Consider the following 22,312-nt stretch of genomic DNA (forward strand, 5'->3'; position numbering starts at 1 on the left):
TAACAATCTTGGAGCAAGCACTCATGAATTTCGGCCCCACCTATGACGACGGCGTAGGACTGTTCCTCGGCCTGTCTGCCGGCATCGTTCTCTTCGCAGTGGTTTTCGGTCTGATCATGTACGCGGTTGTCGCGTACCTGCTCGGCAAGGTCTTTGAGAAGATGAACATCGAACCTTGGAAGGCATGGGTGCCGATTTACAACTCGTGGACATTCCTCGAGGCCGGTGGTTTCGCTGGTGCGCTCGCATTGCTTACATTCGTGCCGTTCGTCGGTGGTATTGCGGTCTTGGTGCTGATGGCCATGGCTGCAGCGCGCATCAGCGAAGGATTCGGTAAGGAATCTGCATGGGGCATCCTGTACTTCTTCTTGGCACCGGTATGGTGCGGCATTATCGGTCTCGGCAGCGCCCAGTGGATGGGCCTTCCTAACGGCATGCAGCCTGGCGGATCTTCGGCGGCCGGTTCGGCACGTCCTGGAATGGGTGGCCAGTACGCACAGCAGGGCGGCTTCGGACAGCCAGCGTACGGTCAGCAGCCATACGGCCAAGGCAACTACAACCAGGCCGGCAATTACGGTGCACCAGCTCAGGCTCCCGCCTATGGCGCACCTGGCCAGGCTCCCGCCTACGGGGCACCACAGCAGCAGAACCCATACGGTGCTCAGCCGCAGCAGAACCCATACGGTGCGCCACAGCAGCAGAACCCATACGGTGGTCAGCCACAGGGCGGCGCACCTACGGGCCAGCAGCCACAGTAGTTTCGTTTGGGCGTGCCCTGCATCGTTCTGGGCATGCCCAGCGATGCGGTGGTAACGAGGGAATCGTCACAGTTATCCCCAGTTTTCAACGGCAAGCAGCGTTCTTCACAATTCGGGGAGGACAGATCAACGCAGGTGATCTGTCCTCCCTATTGTTTGGCCCATGAACGCACCAATAAAAATTGCCAATGTCCGCGATATCGTCACCAACATTCCGCGTTTGGTCGGATACTTTCCAGAAAACTCACTCGTCTTCGTTCCCGTATCCGGAAAACATGCCGGCGCACTCGTGCGAGTTGACCTGCCCTCAAGATTTGCGCGAGATGGGCTCGAAAACGGCAATGGGAATTGCGCCTCGAACACTCTGGAAACAACGCCGAGCGAATCCGTCACGCCGGCAGACGATGCGGGAGCGGACGCCCGCCAAGCATTTATCGCGGCCGTGGGCGAACACATCCTGAAGTTGCGTGACTGTACGGCAGTGCTGCTGTGCGCATTCACGCAGGTTTCGGCCCGTTGCGCTGCCTGCGGGGAGCTTTCCGAATGCTTGCAGCGACCCGATTGTTGCACGCTGCTTCCCGGCGAACGTCTCATTGACGAGTTTGAAACCTATTTTGATGCCGCCGGCATTCGCACGGTCAGTGCGGTCGTGGTGACACCAACAACCTGGTACGACTACTGGTCGGTCGAGCAGGGACCAAGTAGCGATGCCACGTCAGCATTTGACACTGCACGGGCGGTCTCGTTTGCACAGCATGCGAGCATCCCCAAAGCCTCGGAAGAAGCGATTGCAAATGTGGCAGAGCTGTGCGAACAGCAGACGGCATCAACGATGCCGAGCGATGACGAGGTGTTGTGTGCCTGGAACCTGATGGTGGACGGTTCAGCTTGGATCAGCTCGACGCACCAATCGACGCTATTGGCGATCATTCTGGTAGGTCTTCAGCGCGCCCGTCTCGTTGATCTCGTACTCGCTAACGCTGCGTATGGACAAGATGCGGCGGATGAACTGGGTCGCGTTTGGGATGTCTTGCGCGATGAAATCCCGGAGCGAGAACTGCGCGGCATCGCAACCGCACGAACCGAGTACGATCCCATCGATTTAGACCGTACCGAGCGTGCGAGCGACGTGCTGAAGCAAATCATCTCGCATAGCCCGCCGCAGCTCGTGCAATCGCCGCTCGCCACACTTGCGTGGATTGAATGGTGTCGGGGCGCAAGCTCACTTGCTCATTACTACTCGACCGAAGCACTTCGTACGGGTGACGAACCGCTCGCTTCGTTGGTGTACGAGCTGGTGAACCGCGGGGAAGTTCCAGGATGGGTAGACGGGAGCAGCTGTCTCGGTCCGGTTCGTGATGCTGATGTGGATGAGGTTCTGCGGTGATGCGGTCGGTACTTACTTCGACCACAGATCGACCGTTCGCCGACATTGCACGAGGAACCGCGGTGAAATCTCTCGATCGGCGGGAGCGTGAGTCACCAGCGGGGGCCTCCGAAGCTCTGCTCGCGTTACCGACCCCGGAACCATTGCCGAGCCGCTACACACACGTAGATCAACCGGCCGATCTCGACGAACCCATACTCAAGATTCCGCAAGCACCGACCATGGAGCGGGCGAGTGGATTCCCAACCATGATGGTCATTGCCCCAATCATCGTCGCGAGCATCATGTACGCAATGTTGCGCACGCCATATGTACTCATCTTCGCCGTGTTTGGGCCGGTGTTCGGCATTGCCAATGTTGTCGATCAACGCATCGGACGAAAGCGGCGATATCGACGGGCGCTCGAGGAACACGAAACCGCACGCAGTGCTTGCCGCGACGCAATTCGTGCAGCACACCGGCGCATTCGCGCACGCGCAGCCAGCACGCATCCCGCTGCAAGATCGGTGATTAGCGGTGTGGCTCGCCCAAGCCCTACAACACTGCTGGGCCATGCAACAACGTCAAGTGGGTTGCGCACGAGCGGCGGCGATACCGAACTCGAGCACGAAGCACTCCGCATCCGTGAAATGCCATTCGTGCGCGATATCACTCACATTCGAGTCACGGGTAACGCCGTACATCTTCAAGGCTTTGCTCGAGCCATGGCTGTACAGCTGCTGGCATCCCGTGTGGAACGCAGTATCAGCATCGTCGGTAGCGAATTGGATTCGCTACTGGCCGCGCTAACCAACAACCGCATCCGAATTGAACACCCCGACAAGGCCGACTGCCGCATCGAAATCGGTAATGCCGCGGCAGAACTCGTTGATGAGCAAAGCATCGATGTCGTGATCGACGACTCCGGTGAAGCGATTGCGATCGCGGCAGATGGCAGCCGACTGCGATTCTGGCCGGACACACTGGGCGAGGTTGAATTCAACCAGTGGTTGCCGCGGCTCTATCGTGCGCAATTGCGACGCTCACGTGCGGCATCGCGAATTCCCGAACGTGTCTGGTTGCGGGATCTGCTCGCGGGTACGACCGCACACGATCGGGGAGCCGGTCTGAACGACTCCCTATCCAGCAACGAAGGCAACGCCAGCAAGACCCTGCGCGCTGATTTCTTGGTCGGAAGTGAAGGAACAGTACCCATCGATTTGGTTGTCGACGGCGCCCACGCGCTCGTGGCCGGAACTACTGGTAGCGGGAAGAGCGAATTGCTGATCAGCTGGATCGCATCGCTCTGCCACAACTACACGCCTGGCCAACTTGCGTTCCTTGGACTCGATTTCAAAGGCGGTGCGACGTTCGACAGTCTGTCCGAGATGCCGCACTGTCGCGGTGTCGTGACCGATTTGGACGGTGACGAGGCCATGCGTGTGGCTTGGAGCCTGCGTGCCGAAGTTGAACGGCGTGAGCGCGCACTGCGGCAACATCAGGTTCGAGACATTCTCGACATGCCGGTGGGAAAGCTGGAACGACTCGTCGTATTTGTCGATGAGTACCAGGCCTTGGTGCATTCTCACCCCGACTTGCAAGCCATCATCGCGGATCTTGCAGCGAGAGGTCGAAGCCTTGGCGTGCACCTGGTGCTGTGTACGCAACGGCCGACCGGCACGTATCGAGAAGAGCTTCTCGCTAATTGTTCGATTCGACTGTCGTTGCGAGTCGAGCAGGCGAGCGATTCGGTGACGATGCTCGGAAATAACTCGGCCGCAACAATCGACCGAGCCGCTCGAGGGCGTGCCATGCTGCGGATCGGTGGCGGCGAACCAGAACCAGTGCAAGTCGCTCAATCAACGGACACTGAACTCGCGCGGATCGCGCAACAGCGCAGCACCAATAGCGACACCGCACCAGTGCCGATTTGGCACCCACCATTGCCCGAGAGACTTACCCTCAGCGAACTCGGGCAGGCTCATCACAGCAACGACGATGGTTCTGGCAACCGCATCGTATTCGGGCGGCTCGATATGCCGGAATCGCAATCGCAACCGCTCGCATCCATCGGTATCGGTGAACATTTGTACGTGGTCGGCGGTCACCGCAGCGGAAAGAGCGTGACGCTGGCGACATTGCGCGAGGGCGCGGCCCGAAGCGGCTGGGCAGTTGTCGCCATTGGCAGTGATGTCGAACATGCCTGGGATGCAATCAGCCAGTTGAAACAGCGTGACAGCGAGCAGCCGTGCCTGGTAACGGTTGATGACCTTGATGCACTCGAAGCGCTCTTCGACGACGATCATCGGGCCGCGTGGATGGCCGATCTGCTCGTGTGCGCGCGACTGGGCAAACAGCGGGGGATCACCTTTGTGTTCAGCGGGCGTCGGGCGACCGGCACCTGCTCCAGAATCCATCAGTTGTGCACGCACACGCTGTTGTTGACCTTGCCGACACGCAACGAGTGGATTCTTCAAGGAGGGCAGCCCGCGCACTTCGCCAATATGGTGCCGGGACGCGGCCGACTCGACGGCGTCCTCATACAAGTGGCGCTGGCCACCGAAGCAGCATCAGAATCCGCTGGGGTCGTGCTTGCGACCGCGAACACGACGTCACCGACATGGCGTCCGTGGCAGATCCCACGTGGCAGCTGCATCGTTGCCCGTCGAACATCGGTGATTGCACGCTGGCTCGAAGCACATAACTACACCGTGCACCCAGTGCTGCAAGCCACGCAGCTGCGTACCGCGGCGGTGCCACAAGACTGCGTCATGCTCGGTGATGTTGAGCAATGGATCAGCGCCTACGGTGTCGCAAGCAAGATGGCCGACACCCGTCCCGTTATCGGTATCGGGCTCACACCAGGGGAGTGGCGCAGTCTATTTCGCGGCGACAGCCTGCCGCCGGCATTGGCTGCAAACGAAGACCGAGCGATTGTGCGGGCTATTGACGGAACGTATTCCCGAATCCGTTGTGAAGACGGGATTCCGCAGCACATTCAACGATCGGCCGCAAACGGGTAGTCGGTACTGGCGCCAAACGGGCGTGCTCGTGGCCGGGCCTCGGCAAAGGACCGAGCTCGGCCACGAGCACGAATTCGGACGCTAAAACGAATTCGGCACATCGGCGCCGAGCTGCACGCCACCAACGGGTACGCCACCGCCGTGAACCGCAAGACCAAGCTTGGGGAGCACCGCCTGCGCTGCAGTCGCATCCACCGCACCGGCAGCCAACAGCAATTGCAAGCCAACGAGCATGCCAGCGCGTGAACTTCCGTCGAGGATTTTCACCGCGACCGAGGTGCCGTTCGGCGCGACAAGCACCTGCAGTCCCTCGGCACCCGACTTGGCAAATACCCCGAGCGACTCGATTACCACCGAGTCTGGCTGCGACGCACCCTGAATGGTCCACGGGTTCGCCAACACTGCATCCCAAATATGGGCCGCATTACGGAAAATCGCGAACGGAGAAGACGACTGTGACGTAGCAAACCGTGACATCGCGCGCGCAAGCCCAGCCAGCGAAATTGCATGAACCGGAGCACCACATCCGTCAACACCGCTGAACCGGATCTGATCTCCGGCAAAACGCGCGATCGTGTCACGAACGAGCTTCTGCAATGGATGCTCCGGGTCAAGGTAGGACTCGGTTGGCCAACCCGAAGCAACGCACGCGGCCAAGAACGCTGCATGCTTGCCCGAGCACTCCATGTACACCTTGCTGCTTGGCTCTCCCGAGCGCACCAACGAATCACGGCTGGCGCGATCCAGCGGCCAATCCGCAGGGCAACCGAGCGCATGCTCATCCAAGCCGCAGCGCCCCAGGACATCCCGAACCAGCGCGACATGGAGCGCTGTGCCAACGTGGCTGGCACACGCAATTGCCAGGTGCTCGCCGGTTACACCGGCACCCGCTTCGAGCGCAGCCAGCGCCTGCAACGGCTTCAGCGTCGAACGAGCAAACACCGGCGTCTGCACATCGCCCAGCGCACAAATGACCTCGCCCTCGGCGTTCACCACAGCAGCAGCACCAAGGTGACGGGATTCAACGAACCCGCTGCGCTGTACTACTGCTAGCTCAGCGGCATCCGTACCGCTAAACGTTGCACCCGTTGCCGGCATGAACTCCTCCTAGAACGAAGCGACACCGCCGTAAATTCCACTGGGGAATATGCCAGTGCCGCAGCACGCTCAATGCGCGCATAGTGAATACGGTCAGTAATGGTACGCATCTGCCGGTACCGTAAAGAGCAAACCCGCGGATGAACGCTGAACCGCGCTGCGCATCCGCACCCAACCAACGAAACGTGAACCGCAATATGTCTGATCTTCGTCGTGTCTGCATCCTTGGCTCCACCGGATCAATCGGGGAGCAAACGCTCGACATCATTCGTCAACACCGCGATCGATTCGACGTCGTCGGTCTCAGCGCTGGCAGCAATCGTGAGCGCGTCGCCGAGCAGGCAGCAGAATTTGGTGTCGCGGCGCATGCACTCGCATTCGGTGCCGTCGAATCCGAAGCGCTCGTGCGTGCCTGCGGCGCTGACGTTGTGGTGAATGGCATCACCGGTTCTGTCGGACTCGGCCCGACACTCGCCGCACTCGAAACCGGTGCATCGCTCGCGCTGGCCAACAAAGAGTCCCTGATCGTCGGCGCAGATCTGGTGAAGGCCGTCGCCGCACCTGGACAGATTGTTCCGGTTGACTCCGAACACTCGGCAATCGCCCAATGCCTCACCTCGGGGCGACGTGACGAAGTTCGACGACTGATCGTCACCGCATCCGGTGGGCCGTTCCGTGGCATGTGCCGTGACGAACTGCGCGACGTGACCCCGCAGCAGGCGCTCGCACACCCGACCTGGAACATGGGCCGCGTCGTCACGACCAACTCGGCCACCCTCGTCAACAAGGGTCTCGAAGTGATCGAAGCACACCTGCTGTTCGACATGCCCTATGACGACATCGACGTTGTGGTGCACCCGCAATCCATCATTCACTCGATGGTTGAGTACCACGACGGTTCGACCATCGCCCAGGTGTCGATGCCGGACATGCGCCTGCCCATTGCCCTCGGCCTTGACTGGCCCAGCCGCATCCCCGGCGCAACCGCACCAATGGACTGGACTCGCGCTCACGAATGGCAATTCCTGCCGCTGGACGATGCCGCGTTCCCCGCGGTGACGCTCGCAAAGCACGTCGGCAAACTCGGCAACTCGTATCCCGCCGTATTCAACGCGGCGAATGAAGAAGCCGTGGACGCATTCCACGATGGCAAGATCGGCTTCCTCGACATTGTTGACACGGTGCGCGCGGTTGTCGAAATGCACGAGCCATTTGCCGAAACCGTGACCCGTGAATCACTGGCCGAAGCCGAATCCTGGGCGAGAAATACCGCCAACCGGCGGATTGACGCGCGGTAAACTCAACCCGCACGATCAACATGGCCTCGGAAACCTGAGGCGCCGGATCTGCGACGCGCACTGTCGTGAACCGGAACCTGATCGCAAACCGGCTGCCGGTGCATCCGCCGGCGCGGTTCGAACTCACCCAACATAAGGACCCATTCGTGCTTGGCTCGTTGCTGTTTATTGTCGGAATCCTCGCCGCCCTCATCGGGCTCGGGATTTCGATCGCGCTCCACGAATGCGGTCACCTGTACTTCGCCAAGAAGTTCGGGCTGCGTGTGCCGCAATACATGATTGGCTTCGGACCCACCGTGTGGTCGAAACACCGGGGTGAAACCGAATACGGCGTAAAGCTCCTACCGCTTGGCGGCTACATTTCGATGATTGGGATGTACCCGCCCAAGCCCGGTCAGCACGCGGGGGAGCAGGCAACCGGATTCTTCTCGCGGATGATCGAAGACGGTCGTCAGGCAAGTGCCGAGTCAATACCTGAAGGCGAAGAACACCGCGCCTTCTACCGTCTGCCAGTCTGGAAGCGCCTGTTCATCATGGCTGGCGGGCCCGCAATGAACTTCGTGCTCGCCGCCATCATCTTTGCGTTTCTTGGCATGGTCATCGGCGTGTACCAACCAACGACCCGAGTCGCCGAAGTCTACGAATGTGTTGTGCCGGCCAGCGAACGAAATAACCCGGATGCAGCGACCTCGTGCGATGACAAAGCGCCGGGCGCACAGGCTGGCCTGAAACCGGGCGATGTCGTCACCGCCGTTGACGGTGTCGCGGTGGACAGCTGGGACGGCCTGCAGGCCACAATTCGCGAATCGGCCGATACACCGCTCGAATTCACCATCGACCGTGCTGGTCAGACCATGACGCTCACGGTCACCCCGCGCGCGAACGAGGTGTACGTTACCGACCCAGCGACCGGCCGCATCCTCGAAGACGAACAGGGCAACCCGAAAACACAGACGGTCGGTTTTGTCGGCTTCACCCCGCAGCACGAACGCGCACAGCAAGGCATCGACTTTGTGGGCGAGATGTACTGGCAAAACCTCAGCGGTGTCTACAACGTCATCACCACGATGCCGCAGCGCGTCGTAGAAATGTTCCAGGCCGGGTTCCTCGGCGCCGAACGCGACCCGTACGGCCCAATGAGTGTCGTAGGCGTGGGGCGCGTCACCGGTGAAATCGTGGCGCAGGATGCGATCCCCGTACTTGATCGCGTGGCTACGGTCATTCAGATCGTTGGCTCGCTGAACGTGATGCTCGGTGCCATGAACCTCATCCCGTTGCCACCGCTTGACGGCGGACACATTGCCGCGACGCTCTGGGACGGTCTGCGCCGTTGGTTCGCGAAACTGCGTGGCAAGCCCGAGCCGGAGCCGTTTGACGCAGCCAAGCTGTTGCCGGTCACGATGGTCGTTGCCATCTTGCTGATGGCGATTGGTGCGCTGTTCATTTTCACCGACCTCGTCAACCCGATTCAGCTGTTCAAGTAGCCGGGGAACGCTAGCGCGTTCACTCACCGCGGACTCGCCAAGGGTCCAAGAACCCCCGGGGCACGATCGGAAACCGTAGAATGATCGCGTGCCTGCAGTAAATCTTGGAACTCCCAACGTCCCTCAGCTGATCTCGCCTCGTCGAAAGACTCGCAAGGTGAAGGTCGGCACCACCTACGTTGGTGGCGATGCCCCGATCACCGTGCAGTCGATGACGACGACGCCGACCACGGACATTAACGCGACGCTGCAGCAGATCGCCGAGCTGACCGCATCCGGCTGCGACATCGTGCGCGTTGCGGTGCCGAGCCGCGACGACGCCGAAGCGCTCCCGATCATCGCCAAGAAGAGCCAAATCCCGGTTATCGCCGATATTCACTTCCAGCCGAACTACGTGTTCAAGGCGATTGATGCCGGTTGCGCGGCGGTACGCGTGAACCCGGGCAACATCCGCAAATTTGACGACCGTGTGGGCGAGATTGCAAAGGCCGCCAGCGACGCTGGTGTTTCGCTCCGCATCGGTGTGAACGCAGGTTCGCTCGAGCCGTCGCTGCTACAGAAGTACGGCAAGCCAACCGCAGAAGCGCTCGTTGAGTCGGCCGTTTGGGAAGCCAGCCTGTTCGAAGAACATGGATTCCACGACTTTGGTATTTCGGTTAAGCACAACGACCCGGTCGTGATGGTGAAGGCCTACCGCATGCTTTCGGAGCGCGGCGATTGGCCGCTGCACCTCGGCGTTACCGAGGCTGGACCCGCATTCCAGGGCACTATCAAGTCGGCGGTCGCATTCGGTTCGCTGCTGGCCGACGGCATCGGCGACACGATTCGCGTCTCGCTTTCGGCACCGCCGGTTGAAGAGGTCAAGGTTGGTCTGCAGATCCTGCAGTCGCTGAACCTGCGCGAGCGTCGCCTCGAGATCGTTTCGTGCCCATCCTGCGGTCGTGCCCAGGTCGACGTCTACACGCTCGCTGAATCGGTGCAGGAAGGCCTCAAACACCTGACCGTGCCAATTCGCGTTGCGGTCATGGGATGCGTCGTGAACGGTCCCGGTGAAGCGCGCGAGGCTGACCTCGGCGTCGCGAGTGGTAACGGCAAGGGCCAGATTTTCGTTAAGGGCGAAGTCATCAAGACCGTGCCCGAATCCGAGATCGTGCCTACCCTGATCGCCGAGGCCGAGCGCATCGCCGCAGACATGCCCAGCGGAACCGGTACCCCAGAGGTAATTCAGTAGCAACCTTTGGTGGACGCTAGCGTCTACTCGGTCTGTTTACGATGACCGTATGACCTTTTCGCCTGCACCGATTACTCCGCCAGAACTGGCCACTGCGAATCAAACGATCGGTGCGATCGTGGATGCGGTTGCCCGGCGGGTGGTCGGACAGGTGCGGTTGCGCGAAACGATGCTCATCGGTCTGCTCACCGGTGGGCACGTGCTGCTCGAATCGATGCCGGGCTTGGCAAAAACGACTGCGGCAGAATCGCTGGCGTCGGCGATCGACGGTACGTTCAAGCGCATCCAGTGCACGCCCGACCTGCTGCCGAGCGACCTCATCGGCACGCAAATTTACGATGCAAACACGGGTGAGTTCGTCACCAAGCTTGGCCCGGTTCATGCGAATTTCGTGTTGCTGGATGAAATCAACCGTTCGAGCGCAAAGACCCAGTCGGCAATGCTCGAAGCCATGCAAGAGCGTCAGACGACGATCGGCGGCGAACGATACCAACTCCCGAAACCGTTCCTGGTGATCGCTACGCAAAACCCGATCGAGCAAGAGGGCACATACGTGCTCGCCGAAGCGCAGCTTGACCGGTTCATGCTGAAAGACGTGCTCGACTACCCGACCCCGCGCGAAGAAGCCGAAATTCTGCAGCGCATCGATCAGGGCGTGTTCGATTCTGCGCTCGAGCCTGTGTGCCACGCCGACGACATTCTGCACCTGCAATCGCTGGCAAAGCGGGTCTATCTCGACCCCGCCGTGACGGAATACATCGTCTCGATCGCGTATGTCAGCCGCAATCCAGAACAGTATTTGCCGCGCGAACTGGCCCAGCTGGTGCAGGTTGGTGCTTCGCCGCGCGCATCGATCAACTTCACTGCCGGTGCCCGTGCGCTGGCGTTGCTACACGGGCGCAACCACGTCGTACCAGAAGACGTGCGCAACCTCGCCCACCGCGTCCTGCGCCACCGCATCCTGTTGGGCTTTGAAGCCGAAGCGCAAAACGTCACGCCCGAGCAGGTCATTGACGCAATGATCGCTGCGGTGCGTACGCCGTGACTGGGCCGCTGCTCAACCGGGTGAAGACCAAGCTTCGTCTCACATCGAAGCTGAGGTCGACGCACCTGCTGCACGGAACGCATGCGGCGTATGCCAAGGGCCGCAGCTTCGACCTTGATGAACTTCGTGAGTATGTACCGGGCGATGACGTTGCCGATATCGATTGGAATGCCTCGGCTCGCGCCACCACCACGCTCGTACGAGAACACGTTGCCGAGCGGCGGTTGCGATTGTGCGTGGCGCTGGTAGGCGGCGCGAATATGCGCGCGCAAACGGATTCGGGTGACACCAAGTGGCAGATCGCCAGTGATGTGGCCGGTGCGCTCGGGTTCCTTGCCGTGCGTGCGGGTGATGAAGTCGGGGCGCTGATTGCGGCAGGTCCGGCACTGGTCACGCATCCGTACCGGACGACCGAATCGCATCTGGAACGCATCCTGCAATCGCATCGGCAACAGGTGATCCCGGCTGCTGCCCCCGAGAGTACGGAGCCGGCCATCGACGACACCGCTGACACGTCAGCTGACTCGTCAGTGACGGAGTTGTCCGAGACACTGGCTTCGATGATGCGGCTTCTGAAGCACCGACGCCTCGTTGCCGTGATCGCGGACTCGGTGCCGATAACGGCAGCGCTCGAACAGCAGCTGAACCGTCTGGGTGCTCGACACGACGTGATCTGGGTTGAGGTCGCCGATGCTTCGCCGTTTGCCGCCACGCAGCGAGGCGCGCGAGACGTGCAGACCGGATGGTCGCTGGCGGGAGTGCTGTTAGGGAACCGGAAGTTACAGGCTGAGTTCGCGGCCGCAGAGGAGACTCGTCGCGCCCAAATTCGGCACTCGGTGGAACAGCATGGTGGCGTGTATGTCTGCGTCAACGCGCGAGCCACGGCAATTACCGAACTTCTGCACGCGCTGGAGGTGAGGGCGAATGCTCGTCGGCGGTAAGGCGATGGCGCCGACTCCGACACCGTCGCTGCCGGGTGAAGTCATGCCTCCGGTTGGCTACTCACCGAGCTGGCTCGTGATCGGCATCGCGCTACTGACATTGGTTGCGTTGTTCTACCTGTTTGTGTGGTGGTTTACGCGGCAACCGCGGGCCGTTGCGGCACCGGCATCCGAACCGACCCGGTACGATGCGGCGGTCTACTTGCAGCAGGTGGATGCGGTTGCTCACGCCGTCCAGCAGGGTGCACTTTCGCAGCGCGAAGGTTATGGCGAGCTCAGCCGAATCGTGCGCGCGGCAGTGCGTGAATCCACCGGCATCCCTACCGATCGCATGACGCTGACCGACTTGCGTAATACCCCGCTGGCGCACACCAGTAAAGCCGTGTCGTTTTTCTACCCGGGTGTGTTCGGTCAGCAGCCGAGCTACGACTATGACCATGCGCTTGCGCTGGCTCGGGAGGTGCTGCACGGATGGAACTGATGTTCTGGTGGCTGTTGCCCATCCTGTTGCTCGCCGCGATCCTCATTGGAGTCCTGGCGTGGAAACTTGACCGAGGCGAATCAGCAATGCGCGTTGCCGGCACGCTCGCGAATACGCAGCGATTGCGCGGGCTGCCGGCGTATCGGCGAGCCGTGAAACGCAGCTGGCGGATGGGCATGGTTTCGTTGATCGTGCTGGCGTTGGCATTCGGCGGCGCGGCGATGAGTGCTTCGCGCTGGGTGTACACCGACGTCGAGACGCCCGAGGCATACAACCGCGATATTGTGCTCTGCCTCGATGTGTCCGGGTCAATGGTCGAGTACGACGCTGAGGTGATTGACCGATATCTGGAGATGCTGCCCGGATTTGATGGCGAGCGTATGTCGCTGGTGCTCTGGAATTCGAGCGCGGTCCCGGTATTTCCACTCACCGACGACTACAGCTTCGTCGAAGAGCAGCTCACCGATATTCGTGAAGCCATGCTCGACGGAGACATTCTTGAGTACGGCAAGGGCACGCTCAATCGCCCCGGTGCGTCGCTCGTTGGTGACGGCCTAGCGAGTTGCCTGCTGCAGTTTGACAACGTCAAGAACCGCGGCCAAACGGCAGCCCCGACCAGCACCCCGGGAACGCGGCCGGATGCATCCGCGCCACCCGCGACGGTACCCGGCACCGAGCGCCGCTCGCGATCGGTGATTCTGGCGACCGACAATGTTGTCAACGGTTCGCCGACCGTGTCGTTCTCGCAGGCCACTGAGCTTGCCGCCGAATACGACATCAAGATTTACGGACTCGATGCGAACACCTTCTCGGATGCCTTCCAACAGGAATACGAGGGGCTGATGAAGCGGCATGCCTTTGAGTACTTCCGACTCGAAGATGGCAAATCGGTGGATGCGATCGTGGATGCGATTACGAGCGAGCAAGCCAGTCGCTGGCAGGGGGCGCCGCAGGTGTTGATTATCGACACCCCCAGAATTTGGTTGACGATCGGACTCATCGGTGCGGCCGGTGTGCTGATCACGATGTGGAGGACACGATCATGACCTTCACGCCGCTCTTTATGCCCTGGTCGTTCTGGTTGATCTGCGCGGGGCTCTTCACACTCGTCGTGATCGGTATGGCCACGGCGACCGTGCAGACCCGCCGTCGATGGTGGTGGCGTGCGGCCGGTGTTGCGTGTCTGTGCGCGGCGATTGCGCGACCGGGTATCGGAACCCAAGCCGCGAGCATCCCCGCTGAAAACACCGATGTCGTCTTTCTCGTGGACGTATCACCCTCAATGGCCGCCGAAGACTGGCACGGCGAGGGGGAGCGGCTCGAAGGCGTGCGCGAAGACATCATGGCGCTGGCGCAAGCCCATGCCGGTGCAAGGTTCGCGGTGATCACGTTTAACAGCGATGCAATACAGGTACAGCCGTTCATGCGCGATGTGTCGGCGCTGCAAGCCACAACCGAGAATCTGCTTCCCGAGGATGCTTTCGCCAGCGCTGGGTCCTCGATCTTCGCGGGCAGCACGGCGCTTGACGAGCTGCTTGAACGCACGCGATCGGACTATCCCGACCATGCCCGCTTGGTCTACTACTTTGGCGATGGTGAAGCCACCGCAGACGATGCAATCGGCTCGTTCAACGGTGTTGCCGACGAAATTCAGGGCGGCGCAGTCTTCGGCTACGGCACCGAGCGCGGTGCCCGCATCCCTGAGTATGATTCGGGCACTCGTACCGGCGACTACATCCGAGATCGGATGGGGGAGCCCGGCATTTCTCAGCTTGATTCGGATGCGCTGGCAGATATCGCTGCGCAACTGGATGTGCCGATGGAGATCCGAGACGCTGGAACGGAAATTGTGGCGGCCGAGGTGCACTCGGAGCGGGTTACACCGGAAATGACCGGAGACACGATTCGCGTTACCACTCCCGTGTACTGGGTGTTTGCCCTCGGTGTCTGTGCGTGGTTGCTGGCGGAGATTTGGTTTGCCGTGCGGGGGATGCGGCTACTTCGTGACGAGCTCAACGCTGCTGCCACGACACTGCCTGCTGACACGATGCTGCCGGCGAACGAGCGCCACCGTGATGGAGGTCAGCATGGCTAAGCGCGCTGCCAAACCAGCTACGACGGCGAAGAACTCAACTCGGCTGGGGCAGCTTCGGCGCCGGCTGGTCCTCTGGTCGTTGCCAATTTGTGCGATTGCCGGGTTGAGCGGCATCAAGCTCATTGCCCAGCACGTGATTGCTGAGATCGCTGCGGCGCAGTACCACGACAGCGAGTTTGAGGCCTCGCTGAACACCGCGAAACTCAATGATCAGTTCAATGTGGTTGAGCGGTGGAAGCCGGCCTATCTGATCGGTACCGATTACTTGCGTTTGGACGCCCTTGATGAGGCGAAGGCACAATTACACACGGCGCTGGATCTTGCTGTGCCAACTGAGCAGTGCCCGATCCGCGAGAACTTGGCGATTGCATATGAGCGCGCTGGCGACCTCGCGATTGAACGCGAAGATCCCACGACCGCCGTCACGGAGTACACCGAAGCATTGGCAATTCTCGAAGCGGCGGATGCGAGTTGCGAGCAGTCGACATCCGCACGTGCGCTTACCGACAGCACCGAACGCATCCGCAAGAAACTTGAAGACTTGCAGCAGGAGTCGACGCCGCCGCCGACGCAGACGCCGAACCCGACGGAAAGCCCGAGTCCGAGCGAGACGCCAACGCCCACGGATACCCCGAGCCCGTCACCGAGCCCGGAACCCGGCGAAAGCGGCACACCCAAGCCGACTGGTCCCGATCCCGACAAACTTGGTGACCTCGAAGACGATATGGAGAAGAACCGGCGGGATCGAGAGAACGACTCCGGCGGCTATGCGCCCCGTCCGGACAAACCCTGGTAGTTGCAAAAACGGATGCGGTGGGTCTCGTGTGCGCACACGTACCGAAACCAGCGGTAGCATTGCGATCGTGATCCAACGACTGTCTTCATACTTCTTGCGCACCCTCCGCGACAACCCCGCCGACGCCGAAGTCGCGAGCCACCGTTTGCTGGTTCGAGCCGGCTACATCCGCCGGCAGGCACCAGGTGTGTTCGCATGGCTGCCGATCGGCCTGCGCGTTAAGCGTCGTGTTGAGGAGATCGTGCGCGAAGAGATGACCCGCGCCGGCGCACAGGAGATGATTTTTCCCGGCCTGTTGCCAGCCGAGTTCTACACGGCCACTGGCCGCCTCGACGACTACGGCGACGGCATGTTCCGCCTCACCGACCGTAAGGACGTTGAGATGGCGTTGGCGCCGACGCACGAAGAGGCGTTTACGCTCGCGGTAAAGGATCTGCTTTCGTCGTACAAGGACCTGCCAGTCACGATTTACCAGATTCAGGACAAGTACCGTGACGAGGCCCGTCCTCGCGCCGGTATCCTGCGTGGTCGCGAATTCACGATGAAGGATGCCTACTCGTTCGACTGGACTCCTGAAGGTCTGGATGCGAGTTACCAGACGCAGCGTGACGCGTACGAACGCATCTTCAAGCGCTTGGGCCTCGAGTACGTGATTGTCGCCGCTGATTCGGGCGCGATGGGCGGTTCGAAGTCCGAAGAGTTCCTGCACCCGACGCCAATTGGTGAGGACACGTTTGTACGCACCGCCGACGGCAGCTACGCGGCCAACGTTGAAGCGTTCGTTTCGTCGCCGGCTGAACCGAAGGATGCCAGTGGCGTCCCGGCACCATCGAGCTTTGACACGCCGGGTGCGGCAACGATTGCCGCAATTGTCGAGCAGGCTGGTGTTCCGGCCAGTCAGACGCTGAAAAACGTCGTCTTGGCACTGGTTGACCACGAAGGTAACCGTGAACTCATCGTGGTGGCCCTCGAAGGCGACCGCGAAGTCGACATGAAGCGTCTCGAAGTGGCATTCCAGCCACGAGAAGTTGAGCCAGCAACGGCGGAAGACTTCGCGAAGCACCCCGAACTCGTCCGCGGTTTCATTGGCCCGTGGAAGGACGGCGCGCAGTTCCTCGGCACCGAGGGCACAACGGGTATTCCGTTTTATCTGGATGCACGCATCGGTGAGGGGTCGGCCTGGGTTACCGGCGTCAACGAAGCCGATAAGCACGTTCGCGATCTGGTGTACCCACGTGACTTCACCGCCGATGGCCGCGTTGAAGCTGCCGAAGTTCGCAGCGGCGACCAAGCACCGAACGGTGCAGGCCCTATCACCACCGAACGCGGCACCGAGATCGCGCACGTGTTCCAGCTCGGTCAGCGTTATGCCGAAGCGCTCGGTTGCAAGGTGCTCGACCCGAACGGTAAGCAAGTCACCGTCACCATGGGCTCCTACGGTATTGGTGTAACCCGAAACCTGGCACTCATCGCTGAGCAGAACCACGACGAACGCGGCCTGATTTGGCCTGAGGAAATTGCGCCGTTCGATGTGCACATTATTGCCACGGGTAAGGGCGCGGTACCGTTCGAGGTCGGTGAGTCGCTCGCGAAGCAGGCCGAGGCAGCCGGACTCGAAGTGCTATTCGATGACCGTCCAAAGGAATCACCGGGAGTGAAGTTCGGCGATGCCGAACTCATCGGTATTCCGTGGATCATCATCGCCGGTAAGACCGCAGCTGACGGTGTCGTTGAATTGTGGAACCGTCGCACGAATGAACGTACGAGCGTGGCAATTGATGAAGCGATTGCACGCCTGACCGAAGCACGTGCGGTAACCTTGGTCGTTACGACGGATTAGTCGAACGACTTCCACGAAGACGTGACGAATAGCTGAATATCGAGGAGCGCCCAATGAAGATTGATCTCGCAGTACTGCGGTTGCTTGAACGCGAACGTGAAATTCCTTTCGACGAGCTTGTCGAAATTCTCGAGCAGGCGATCCTGACCGCGTACATCAAGCACACCACGCAAGAGGCTGGTCAGACCCCACCACCAGCGGGATCGCGCGTGAACCTTGACCGCAAGACTGGTGAAGTCACCATTCGCGTACCCGAGCTTGATGAAGCAGGCGAAGTTATCGGCGAAGCGCAGCTTCCGGCCGCAGACTTCGGTCGCATTGCCGCGTATGCCGCCAAACAGGTTATTAGCCAGCGGATGCGGGACATCGGCACCGACAAGGTGCTCGGCGAGTTCCGTGGTCGCGAAGGCGACATCATCGCGGGTGTGATTCAGCAGGGGCCAAACCCCAAGATGATTCACGTTGATCTCGGCACGGTCGAAGCAATTCTGCCGCCAGAAGAACAGGTGCCAGGCGAGGATTATGCGCACGGTCGACGCCTGCGAGTATTCGTGACCAAGGTCGAGCGCGGTATGCGTGGCCCACAGATCACGGTTTCGCGCACGCACCCATCGCTTGTACGCAAGCTGTTCGCACACGAAGTTCCCGAGATCGCCGACGGCACGGTCGAGATCGTCTCGCTGGCCCGCGAAGCCGGCCACCGCACCAAGGTTGCCGTACGCGCTGCGGAACTGGGCATCAATGCCAAGGGTGCCTGCATTGGTGAGCTTGGTGCTCGTGTTCGAGCAGTTACCAATGAACTCGAGGGCGAGAAGATCGACATTGTCGACTACTCAGACGACCTCGCCGTATTCGTAGCAAACTCGCTGAGCCCAGCCAAGGTCTCGAGTGCATTCGTGCTCGACCCGGGAACAAAGGCTGTGCGTGCGCTGGTTCCGGATTTCCAGCTTTCGCTGGCCATTGGTAAGGAAGGCCAAAACGCTCGTTTGGCCGCAAAACTCACCGGTGCGCGGATCGACATTCAGCCAGAAAGCGTGATGGAAGACGGAAACTAAGTCGATCTCCAGTAGTATGGAACCCGTACGAACGTGCATTGGCTGTCGTTCGCGCGCCGAGAAATCCCAGCTCATACGAGTAGCGGTCCAAGACTCCCAAGTCATTATTGACCGTGCGGGGGTCTTGCCCGGGAGAGGCGCGTGGCTGCATCCGTCTGTTGCCTGTGTTGAACAGGCGCTCGAACGAAAGCAATTTCGACGGGCGTTCAGGCGGGCCGTTTCGGATGACACCGAAGTACGCGAGTACCTCAAACACATCAGAGAAAAGGTTGTTGATCGGACCATGGACCAATCATGAGTGGCTCACGATGAGGCTCAACCGTTAGTAAGTCTGCCCTAATCGGGGCAGACCCCGATTAGGAGAAATGTGGCTAAACCACGCGTTCATGAAATCGCCGCCGAAATGGGCGTCGAATCAAAGGTTGCACTCAAGACGCTTCAAGAAATGGGCGAGTTTGTAAAAACTGCCTCGTCGAGTGTGGAACCACCAGTAGCTCGTCGTCTTCGCGACGAGCTGCAGCGCCGTGCCGAAGGTGGCAACGATGGCGCTGCCGAAGCTTCTGCAGCACCAGCTGCGAAGCCTGCTGCACGAACCGCATCCGCGGCACCGGCAGCAAAGCCGACTCCGGCAAAGCCGGCAGCCAAGAAGCCTGCAGCTAAGCCTGGCGCAAAGCCAGCGCCCAAGCCTGCCGGTCGTGGCGGCTCGGCCGCATCTACCCGCGGCAAGGCTGCTCCGGCGCCTGCACCACAGCCACCATCGCGTTCGGCTGTTGCCCCCACCCCGATGCCAAAGCCAGGCACCGCAAAGCCGGGCTCGGCAAAGCCCGGTGCTGCAAAGCCCGGTGCTTCGAAGCCAGGCTCGGCAAAGCCGGGTACGGCAACACCCGCAACTTCGGCGAAGCCAGGCGCAGCTGCACCGTCGCCAAAGTCGGCCGCAGCTCCCGCCGCTAAGCCGGGCGCAAGCGGTGACGCAAAGGCAGCTGGCGCACCCAAGCCGGGTAGCACGCCGAAGCCAGGTAGCGCACCGAAGCCGGGCGCCAACAACATTCCGCGTCCGCGCGGACCGCGTCCGGGGAACAACCCGTTCGCGTCAAGCCAGGGAATGGGACGCCCACGTCCGGGCAACAACCCGTTCAGCCCGAAGCAGGGTGCCGGTCAAGGCGGCGGCCAGGGCGGTCCTCGTCCAGGCGGTCCGCGTCCGGGTCCGCGTCCGGGTCCGCGTCCGGGCGGTCAGCCACGAGGCGGCGGCGCAGCGCCACGCCCAGGTCAGCCACGCGTACTGCCAGGCGAGCGTCCACAGGGCGCCGGTGCCGGCAGTCGTGGCGGTGCCGGTGGTCGCAGCGGCGGCCCCGGTGGTTTCGGCGGTCGCCCTGGTGGTGGCCCCGGTGGTCGTCCCGGTCCAGGTGGACGTCGTGGCGGCACGGCAGGTGCATTCGGCCGCGGTGGCGGTAAGTCGAAGTCACGCAAGTCGAAGCGGACGAAGCGCGCTGAATTTGAGATGCGGGAAGCCCCATCGATCGGTGGCGTAAAGGTTCCACGCGGCAGCGGTGACACGCAGATTCGCCTGCGTCGCGGTGCATCCATCTCGGACTTCGCTGACAAGATCAACGCCTCGCCCGGTGACCTCGTAACCGTGCTTTTCCACCTCGGTGAAATGGCAACGGCAACCGAGTCGCTGGATGAAGCAACGTTTGAAATCCTCGGTGAAGAGCTCGGCTACAAGATCGAGATCGTTTCGCCCGAGGACGAAGACCGCGAACTGCTCGAAGCCTTCGACATCGACCTTGAAGGTGAGGAAGCGGCAGAGACCGAGGAAAACCTCGAGCCTCGACCACCAGTCGTTACCGTTATGGGTCACGTTGACCACGGTAAGACGCGACTGCTCGACGCAATCCGTCGTGCCAACGTCCAGGGCGGCGAAGCCGGTGGTATTACCCAGCACATTGGTGCATACCAGGTGTGGGGCGAACACGAAGGCGTCAACCGTGCGATCACCTTCCTTGACACACCAGGTCACGAAGCGTTTACCGCGATGCGTGCCCGCGGTGCTGTTGTCACCGACGTGGCCATCCTCGTAGTGGCCGCCGACGACGGCATCATGCCGCAGACCATCGAAGCGCTGAACCACGCGAAGGCCGCTGGTGTGCCGATCGTTGTCGCAGTGAACAAGATCGACGCCGAGGGTGCGAACCCGGACAAGGTGCGCGCCCAGCTCACCGAGTACGAGCTCATTGCCGAGGAATATGGTGGCGACACGATGTTCGTCAACGTTTCGGCAAAGACCGGCGAAGGTGTTCGGGACGTGATTGACGCCGTGCTCCTTACTGCTGACGCTGAGCTTGAGCTCACGGCAAACCCGAACAAGCTTGCTCGTGGTACCGCCATTGAAGCCAAGCTCGACAAGGGTCGCGGTTCGGTCGCAACGGTCCTCATCCAGGCAGGTACGCTGCGCGTTGGTGACTCGATCGTTGCCGGTACGGCCTACGGTCGTGTTCGTGCGATGCTCGACGAGAACGGCGAGCACGTTGAAGAAGCGCTGCCATCGCGTCCGGTACAGGTACAGGGTCTGAGCTCGGTGCCACGCGCCGGCGACACCTTCCTCGTTACCGAAGACGACCGCACCGCGCGCCAGATCGCCGAGAAGCGTGAAGCTGCCGAGCGTAACGCTCAGCTCGCGAAGGCCCGCAAGCGCATGTCGCTTGAGGACTTCACCCGCGCACTCGAAGAAGGCAAGGTCCAGTCGCTCAACCTCATTCTTAAGGGTGACGTCTCGGGTGCGGTTGAAGCACTTGAAGACTCGCTGCTCAAGATCGAGGTCGACGAGTCCGTACAGCTCCGCATCATCCACCGAGCTGTCGGTGCGATTAGCGAGTCGGACGTTAACCTCGCCACCATCGATAACGCCGTGATTATTGGCTTCAACGTGCGCCCCGACCAGAAGGCTCGCGCTGCTGCCAGCAAGGAAGGCGTGGACATTCGCTACTACTCGGTCATCTACAACGCGATCGAGGACATCGAGAAGTCCCTCAAGGGCATGCTCGAACCCGAGTACGAAGAAGTCCAGTCTGGTGTCGCCGAGATTCGCGAGATCTTCCGTTCGTCCAAGGTCGGCAACATTGCCGGTTGCTTGGTGGCATCGGGTACCATCACGCGAAACGCCAAGGCGCGCATCATCCGCGAGGGTACGGTTATTGCCGATGGCCTGGCCATCGAGTCGCTGCGCCGCTTCAAGGACGACGTCACCGAGGTTCGTGAGGGCTTCGAGTGCGGTATTGGCCTGGGCAAGTTCGACGACATTCAGATCGGCGACGAAATCGAAACCACAGAAATGGTAGAGAAGCCTCGTGACTGATCACGCACGCGCAGCACGACTCGCTGAGCGCATCCATGTGCTCGTGGCGAAGATTCTCGAGCGTGGGATCAAAGATCCCCGCTTGGGCTTCGTCACGGTCACGGATGTGCGAGTGACCGGAGACCTGCAGAACGCCACGGTGTTCTACACCGTGTACGGCTCTGACGAGGAGCGCGACGACAGTGCCGCGGCACTGAAGAGCGCAACCGGTCGCATCCGTTCTGAGGTAGGTAAGAACCTCGGAATTCGGCTTACGCCGACGCTGGAATTTGTCCACGATGGACTTCCCGAAAACGCCCAGCAGATTGATTCGTTGCTGGCTAAGGCACGTGAAGCTGACGCAAAGCTCGCGGCCGAACGGTCGGGCAAGACCTACGCAGGGGATGCAGATCCCTACCGCGACGAAGAAACCGAACTCGAAAACTAGCTCGAGTTAGGCAGAGACATGC

General features: G+C 61.0%; 18 protein-coding genes. 17 read left to right on the top strand and 1 reads right to left on the bottom strand.

Features of this window, described 5'->3' with window-relative positions:
* Positions 1-23 precede the first annotated feature (23 nt).
* The 3 genes from ZBI01S_RS00265 to ZBI01S_RS00280 all read left to right on the top strand — a co-directional run bounded on the left by ZBI01S_RS00265 (position 24) and on the right by ZBI01S_RS00280 (position 5,147).
* Entirely contained in the window at positions 24-758 is a 735-nt protein-coding gene (locus ZBI01S_RS00265) for a DUF5684 domain-containing protein (protein ID WP_159421319.1), read from the top strand.
* Positions 759-921: 163 nt separating this feature from the next.
* Positions 922-2,145 (top strand): DUF4192 family protein, encoded by a 1,224-nt coding sequence (locus ZBI01S_RS00270; protein WP_066054694.1) that lies wholly within the window; start codon positions 922-924, stop codon positions 2,143-2,145.
* A gap of 62 nt (positions 2,146-2,207) precedes the next feature.
* Positions 2,208-5,147 (top strand): FtsK/SpoIIIE domain-containing protein, encoded by a 2,940-nt coding sequence (locus ZBI01S_RS00280; RefSeq protein ID WP_159421320.1) that lies wholly within the window; start codon positions 2,208-2,210, stop codon positions 5,145-5,147.
* An 81-nt stretch (positions 5,148-5,228) separates the two neighbouring features.
* Here the strand turns inward: ZBI01S_RS00280 and ZBI01S_RS00285 are convergent, their stop codons facing one another.
* On the bottom strand, positions 5,229-6,245 hold the full coding sequence (locus ZBI01S_RS00285; RefSeq protein WP_066054702.1) for an asparaginase: 1,017 nt from the start codon (positions 6,243-6,245) through the stop codon (positions 5,229-5,231).
* Positions 6,246-6,442: 197 nt separating this feature from the next.
* Between ZBI01S_RS00285 and dxr the strand changes: the two genes are divergently transcribed.
* The 14 genes from dxr (at position 6,443) to rbfA (ending at position 22,290) form a co-directional block, all read left to right on the top strand.
* A complete protein-coding gene (gene dxr, locus ZBI01S_RS00290) occupies positions 6,443-7,543 on the top strand; it encodes a 1-deoxy-D-xylulose-5-phosphate reductoisomerase (protein ID WP_066055559.1) in 1,101 nt (366 codons plus the stop codon).
* A gap of 146 nt (positions 7,544-7,689) precedes the next feature.
* The gene (locus tag ZBI01S_RS00295; RefSeq protein WP_066055562.1) at positions 7,690-9,027 is read left to right on the top strand and encodes a M50 family metallopeptidase; all 1,338 of its coding nucleotides are present in this window, start codon (positions 7,690-7,692) and stop codon (positions 9,025-9,027) included.
* A gap of 88 nt (positions 9,028-9,115) precedes the next feature.
* Positions 9,116-10,258, top strand: a complete 1,143-nt coding sequence (gene ispG, locus ZBI01S_RS00300) for a flavodoxin-dependent (E)-4-hydroxy-3-methylbut-2-enyl-diphosphate synthase (protein WP_066054706.1) — start codon at positions 9,116-9,118, stop codon at positions 10,256-10,258.
* 49 nt (positions 10,259-10,307) lie between these two features.
* Complete coding sequence (locus ZBI01S_RS00305; RefSeq protein ID WP_066054709.1) at positions 10,308-11,303, top strand: AAA family ATPase; 996 nt, start codon at positions 10,308-10,310, stop codon at positions 11,301-11,303.
* Positions 11,300-12,244: a DUF58 domain-containing protein gene (locus tag ZBI01S_RS00310; RefSeq protein WP_066054712.1), complete on the top strand. Its 945-nt coding sequence runs from the start codon at positions 11,300-11,302 to the stop codon at positions 12,242-12,244. The genes ZBI01S_RS00305 and ZBI01S_RS00310 overlap by 4 nt, the downstream gene beginning before the upstream one ends.
* Positions 12,228-12,725: a hypothetical protein gene (locus tag ZBI01S_RS00315; RefSeq protein ID WP_066054713.1), complete on the top strand. Its 498-nt coding sequence runs from the start codon at positions 12,228-12,230 to the stop codon at positions 12,723-12,725. Before ZBI01S_RS00310 ends, ZBI01S_RS00315 begins: the two co-directional genes overlap by 17 nt.
* Entirely contained in the window at positions 12,716-13,771 is a 1,056-nt protein-coding gene (locus tag ZBI01S_RS00320; protein ID WP_066054716.1) for a vWA domain-containing protein, read from the top strand. Before ZBI01S_RS00315 ends, ZBI01S_RS00320 begins: the two co-directional genes overlap by 10 nt.
* Positions 13,768-14,820 carry a vWA domain-containing protein gene (locus tag ZBI01S_RS00325; protein ID WP_159421321.1) on the top strand — a complete coding sequence of 351 codons (1,053 nt, stop codon included), beginning with the start codon at positions 13,768-13,770 and terminating at the stop codon, positions 14,818-14,820. Before ZBI01S_RS00320 ends, ZBI01S_RS00325 begins: the two co-directional genes overlap by 4 nt.
* Positions 14,813-15,616, top strand: a complete 804-nt coding sequence (locus ZBI01S_RS00330; RefSeq protein ID WP_159421322.1) for a hypothetical protein — start codon at positions 14,813-14,815, stop codon at positions 15,614-15,616. Before ZBI01S_RS00325 ends, ZBI01S_RS00330 begins: the two co-directional genes overlap by 8 nt.
* A 67-nt stretch (positions 15,617-15,683) precedes the next feature.
* Entirely contained in the window at positions 15,684-17,456 is a 1,773-nt protein-coding gene (locus tag ZBI01S_RS00335; RefSeq protein WP_174519830.1) for a proline--tRNA ligase, read from the top strand.
* 53 nt (positions 17,457-17,509) lie between these two features.
* Positions 17,510-18,511, top strand: a complete 1,002-nt coding sequence (gene nusA / locus ZBI01S_RS00340; RefSeq protein ID WP_066054724.1) for a transcription termination factor NusA — start codon at positions 17,510-17,512, stop codon at positions 18,509-18,511.
* Between the two features lie 16 nt (positions 18,512-18,527).
* Complete coding sequence (locus ZBI01S_RS09400; RefSeq protein ID WP_083524359.1) at positions 18,528-18,809, top strand: YlxR family protein; 282 nt, start codon at positions 18,528-18,530, stop codon at positions 18,807-18,809.
* A 69-nt stretch (positions 18,810-18,878) separates the two neighbouring features.
* On the top strand, positions 18,879-21,863 hold the full coding sequence (gene infB, locus ZBI01S_RS00345) for a translation initiation factor IF-2 (RefSeq protein ID WP_066054728.1): 2,985 nt from the start codon (positions 18,879-18,881) through the stop codon (positions 21,861-21,863).
* Positions 21,856-22,290, top strand: coding sequence for a 30S ribosome-binding factor RbfA (gene rbfA / locus ZBI01S_RS00350; RefSeq protein ID WP_066054730.1), 435 nt, complete (start codon positions 21,856-21,858; stop codon positions 22,288-22,290). Before infB ends, rbfA begins: the two co-directional genes overlap by 8 nt.
* Positions 22,291-22,312: the final 22 nt, after the last annotated feature.

The sequence above is a fragment of the [Zimmermannella] bifida NBRC 103089 genome (genome assembly GCF_001570925.1).
Classification (GTDB): Bacteria; Actinomycetota; Actinomycetes; order Actinomycetales; family Microbacteriaceae; genus Gulosibacter; species Gulosibacter bifidus.

Excerpts from the sequence above, each read along its gene's own strand:
- ZBI01S_RS00265 (WP_159421319.1), top strand. The coding sequence starts at position 24 with ATGAATTTCGGCCCCACCTATGACGACGGCGTAGGACTGTTCCTCGGC.
- ZBI01S_RS00270 (WP_066054694.1), top strand. The coding sequence starts at position 922 with ATGAACGCACCAATAAAAATTGCCAATGTCCGCGATATCGTCACCAAC.
- ZBI01S_RS00285 (WP_066054702.1), bottom strand. The coding sequence starts at position 6,245 with ATGCCGGCAACGGGTGCAACGTTTAGCGGTACGGATGCCGCTGAGCTA.
- dxr (WP_066055559.1), top strand. The coding sequence starts at position 6,443 with ATGTCTGATCTTCGTCGTGTCTGCATCCTTGGCTCCACCGGATCAATC.
- ZBI01S_RS00305 (WP_066054709.1), top strand. The coding sequence starts at position 10,308 with ATGACCTTTTCGCCTGCACCGATTACTCCGCCAGAACTGGCCACTGCG.
- ZBI01S_RS00315 (WP_066054713.1), top strand. The coding sequence starts at position 12,228 with ATGCTCGTCGGCGGTAAGGCGATGGCGCCGACTCCGACACCGTCGCTG.
- ZBI01S_RS00320 (WP_066054716.1), top strand. The coding sequence starts at position 12,716 with ATGGAACTGATGTTCTGGTGGCTGTTGCCCATCCTGTTGCTCGCCGCG.
- ZBI01S_RS00325 (WP_159421321.1), top strand. The coding sequence starts at position 13,768 with ATGACCTTCACGCCGCTCTTTATGCCCTGGTCGTTCTGGTTGATCTGC.
- ZBI01S_RS00330 (WP_159421322.1), top strand. The coding sequence starts at position 14,813 with ATGGCTAAGCGCGCTGCCAAACCAGCTACGACGGCGAAGAACTCAACT.
- nusA (WP_066054724.1), top strand. The coding sequence starts at position 17,510 with ATGAAGATTGATCTCGCAGTACTGCGGTTGCTTGAACGCGAACGTGAA.
- ZBI01S_RS09400 (WP_083524359.1), top strand. The coding sequence starts at position 18,528 with ATGGAACCCGTACGAACGTGCATTGGCTGTCGTTCGCGCGCCGAGAAA.